Annotated in this window: 4 protein-coding genes; all 4 read right to left on the bottom strand. The window is 69.2% G+C overall.

The annotated features are described in order from the left end of the window. Positions 1-1,573 (bottom strand): phosphopantetheine-binding protein (locus ABEB12_RS15965; RefSeq protein WP_345702862.1); only part of this gene is annotated, 1,573 nt, incomplete at its 3' end. A 1-nt stretch (position 1,574) separates the two neighbouring features. Continuing rightward, a complete protein-coding gene (sbnA, locus tag ABEB12_RS15960; RefSeq protein WP_185063306.1) occupies positions 1,575-2,537 on the bottom strand; it encodes a 2,3-diaminopropionate biosynthesis protein SbnA in 963 nt (320 codons plus the stop codon). Positions 2,538-2,567: 30 nt separating this feature from the next. Beyond that, the gene (locus tag ABEB12_RS15955; protein ID WP_185063307.1) at positions 2,568-3,554 is read right to left on the bottom strand and encodes a TauD/TfdA family dioxygenase; all 987 of its coding nucleotides are present in this window, start codon (positions 3,552-3,554) and stop codon (positions 2,568-2,570) included. 13 nt (positions 3,555-3,567) lie between these two features. Further along, a partial coding sequence (locus tag ABEB12_RS15950; protein WP_345702861.1) for a phosphopantetheine-binding protein occupies positions 3,568-4,021 on the bottom strand: 454 nt, incomplete at its 5' end.

The following is a 4,021-nucleotide window of genomic DNA, read 5'->3' as shown; positions in this document are numbered from 1 at the left end:
AGTAGTCCGAGTTGATCACCGAAAGGCCGTCGGCGATCATCGTGCCGCTGCCGACCTTGGTCAGTTTGGGGTGGTCCTGCTTGACGTCCAGGCCGAAGTTCGAGCCGCTCTGCACCACGTGGGACAGGTCGTAGCCGATCCAGCGCAGGAAGTTCACGATGTAGGAGCTGTCGCCGAACAGGTAGGTGAACGTCGGGGCGTTGGTCATGCGGCCGACCGTCCGGTGCGCCCAGTAGTGGAATCCGTAGAGCGGGTAGGCCCGGTCCCGGGTCAGGAAACGGCTCAGGATCCGCGACGCCACGCCCACGTAGACCAGGGCGAAGAGGAACCGGCTGAAGAACAGCGCGACCGCGACGGCCAGGACCTCGAGGTAGTACGTGGTCTGCGAGACGCTGAGCAGGCCGGGGCGCAGCTGGGTGAAGCCGCTGCCCAGCACGACCTCCACGACGGTGAACATCGCGGCCAGCACCGGCGGGCCGAACAGCACCAGCCGCAGCACCTGCCAGGTCGAGAACAGGACCCGGCGCAGCCCGACGTGGTGCATCGAGGGCAGCAGGCGGTAGTTGGCCCGGCCCGGCCGGGCCGGGCAGCCGTGCCAGCGCTGGTTCGGCGGAACCGTCTGGCCGGGGTGCAGCGAGGAGGCGTGGCCCAGCTGGGAACCGGTGGACATCCAGGTGTTGATGTCCAGCACGGTCGCCTCGCTGACCAGCACGTTGTCGCCCAGCGTGACCCGGCCGGTGGTGATCACCCCCGCGTGGGCGCGGTAGCCGCTGAAGTACGAGTCCTTGCGGATGATCGTCTCGGCGCCGATCCAGAGCAGGTCGGTGCACACCGGCACGTGGTTGGACAGGATGACCACGCCGCGCCCGATCTTCGCGCCCAGCGCGCGCAGGTACATCGTGTACAGCGGGGTGCCGACGAACAGCACCATCGGGTTGACCCGGATCAGCGTCTTGACCAGCCAGAACCGCAGGTACCGCAGGCTCCACACCCGGATCTGCGTGGGCTTCCAGCGGCCGATGAGCACCCACTTGGCCACGATCGGCAAGAGGCAGGAGGCGGCCAGGGTGGCCAGGCCGAACACCACCGCGCGCTCGTAGATGTTGACCAGCCCGACGCCGGTGGAGATCCACTCGAAGCCCTGGACCAACACGAGCGCGCTGACCAAGGAGGCGCCGAGGAACAGCGCCAGCTGGAGTACGCCACAGAGCACGTAGCTGAAGGTGCTGACGGGCACGACCTCGGGGAGCGGCGGCCGGGGTGGCCGGACCGGTTGGCGGGGCGGCGGGGCGACCGCCCGGGCCAGGCTCCGGATCGTGGAGTGCTTGTAGACGTCCTTCATGGAGATCCCCGGCAGGCCGGGGATCTTGCGGACCCGGGCGCAGAAGTGCGCCATCCGCATCGAGTCGGCGTCCAGGTCCCGGAAGAAGTGGCTGTTCACCGAGATGCGGGAAGCCTTGGTGACCTCGGCCAGCAGCTCGCCGAGTGCCCCCTCCAGGGCGTTCGCGGCGTCGAAGCACCGGCCCGTTCGCGGCCGTCGGGGTGTCCGCTCCGCGAGGGTGTTGACCGACATCTCAGTGCGCCACCGGTTCGGGCTGGGCGCCGTAGAGGTCGCGCACCCAGCTGGCCTGGTAGACGGTGTCCAGGTAGCGCTCGCCGAAGTCCGGGGCGATGGCCACCGAGGTCAGTCCCCCGGCGTCGTGGCAGGCCAGCCAGTCCGTCGCGCCGCTGACCACGGTGCCGGTGGAGCCGCCGAACAGGTACCCGGAGTGGGCCAGCCGGTGGCAGGTGCGGATCGTGTCGGCCTCGGAGACGCTCAGCACCTCGTCGATGTAGGACTCGTCCAGCAGCTGAGGCCGGACGCTGGTGCCCAGGCCCGGGATCATGCGCCGCCCGGCCTCGCCGCCGAAGGTCACCGACCCCTCCACGTCGACCGCGACGATCCGCACGCCGGGGCGGTGCTCCTTGAAGTAGCGGGCGCAGCCCATCAGGGTGCCGGTGGTGCCGGCGCCGACGAAGAGCACGTCCAGGTGAGGGAACTCTTCGGCGATGGCCGGCGCGGTGCTCTGGTAGTGGGCCAGCCAGCTGTTCGGGTTGGCATACTGGTTGAGCCACAGGTACCGGGCGTCGGCCGCGCACAGCGCCCGCACGTAGTCCAGCCGGGCGCCGAGGAAACCACCGTCCGCGCTGGGTTCCTTGATCACGTGGACCTGGCTGCCCAGGGCCTCGATCATGCGCCTGGTCTGGAGGTTGCACCGGGCGTCGGTGACGCACAGGAAGCTGTAGCCCTTGCTGGCCGCGACCATGGCCAGGGCCACGCCGAGGTTCCCGGACGAGGACTCCAGCAGCACGGTGTCCGGGGTGAGCAGGCCGTCGCGCTCGGCGGCCTCGACCATGGCCCGGGCGGCCTTGAGCTTGATCGAGCCGGCGAAGTTGAACCCCTCGCACTTCAGGTAGAGCGAGTGCCCGAACGCCGGCCGGAGATCGACGTACAGGTCGTTCTTGGTGTACTCGAATGGAGCGGAGATGACGGTCACGATCGAGTCCCCCTCGGCAAGTTCATGGTGTTAGCGCGCGTCCATGCGGAGCGGGCTGGCCATGCCGACCAGGACTTCCCGTTGTCCGGCGTAGGCCTCGCGGCTGTGGGCGGCGCGGATGTTGTCGACCAGCATCAGGTCGCCGGGGCGCCACGGCTCCCTGGCCGTGTTGGCCTCGTAGACCTGGTTGATGACGGCGACGGTGTCCGGGGTCAGCGGCTCGCCGTTGCCGTAGTAGGTGTTGAACGGCAGTGATTCGGGGCCGTAGACGTCGACCAGGAATTCGCGTACTTCGGGGTCGAGGGTCCATTCGTTGAGGAAGGCGATCTGGTTGAACCAGCAGTCCTGTCCGGTGATCGGGTGGGCGATGATGGCGTGGCGGCGTTGGCGGGTGCGCAGGCCGCCGCCCGGCTGCCATTCGAAGTCGATGCCGTTGGCGCGGCAGTAGGTTTCGATGGTGGCCCGGTCGTCGGTGCCGAAGGCCTCGGCCAGGGGTGAGCCGATGTCGTCGTTGTAGTTGCGCACCAGCAACCAGCCCTCGTCGGCGAACCGGGCGACCAGCTCGGCCGGCAGCTCGGCCAGCACCTTCTGGGCGTCGGCGATGCCGGTGGCACCGCCGGTCGGCGCGGCCTGCAGGCAGGCGAACATCATCAGCCCGGGGAACTCGAGCGCGTAGCTGAGCTCGTGGTGCATGCACATCGGCTGGTTGGCCGGCCACTTCGAGGAGGAGTAGACGCCGCCCGGGAACGGGCGCCGGGTGGCGAAGGACTCCCGGTCGGCCATCAGCCCGCCGGAGATCTCGTTGAACACTGCGGCGACCTGCCCGGGGTTGCCCAGCCCCAGGCCCCGGACCAGCACGCCGCCGTGCTCGGCGGCGGTCGCCCGCAGCGCGTCGCGGTAGCGGCCGGCCCAGCTCACCGGGTTGGGCAGGTCCGGGGTCGGCTGGGCCAGCACCAGCGGCGGCTTGCCCGGGTGCACCCGGACGTCCAGCGTGGGCGAGGCGAACGAGGTGGACATGCGGCGCTCCTTCTCAGCGGCTACTGGGCATGACCGCGGTCATCGCCTCTTGGTTGGGTTGGTTTCGGGTGTCGATCAGTTCGGCGAGTTCGGCGAGGACCGGGTGTTGGGTGATGTCGCGTAGGGACACCTGCCGGTCCAGGGCGATGGCGAGTTTCACCGAGGTCAGGGAGGTGCCGCCGAGTTCGAAGAAGTCGGTGCGCGGCCCGATTTGTTCGGCGGGAACACCGAGGAGGGTGGCCCAGGCGGCGGCGATGCGCTGTTGGGTGGGGGTTTGCGGTGTGTTGTCCTGCCCGCTGGTGGTGGGTTGGGTGGTGGCCAACTCGGCGGCGTGGGCGGTGAGCGCTTTCTTGTTGATTTTCCCGTTGGCGGTCAGGGGCAAGGTCTGCATCCAGTGGAAGGTGGTGGGGACCATGTAGTGGGGCAGGGTTTCGGCCAGGTGCTTGCCCGGTTCGCCTTCGGGGAGG

It is taken from the genome of Actinospineispora eucalypti (genome assembly GCF_039543365.1).
In the GTDB taxonomy this organism is placed as follows: Bacteria; Actinomycetota; Actinomycetes; order Mycobacteriales; family Pseudonocardiaceae; genus Pseudonocardia; species Pseudonocardia eucalypti.
The sequence above is the reverse complement of the archived record's forward strand: the minus strand, read 5'-3'. Positions and strand labels throughout refer to the sequence as shown.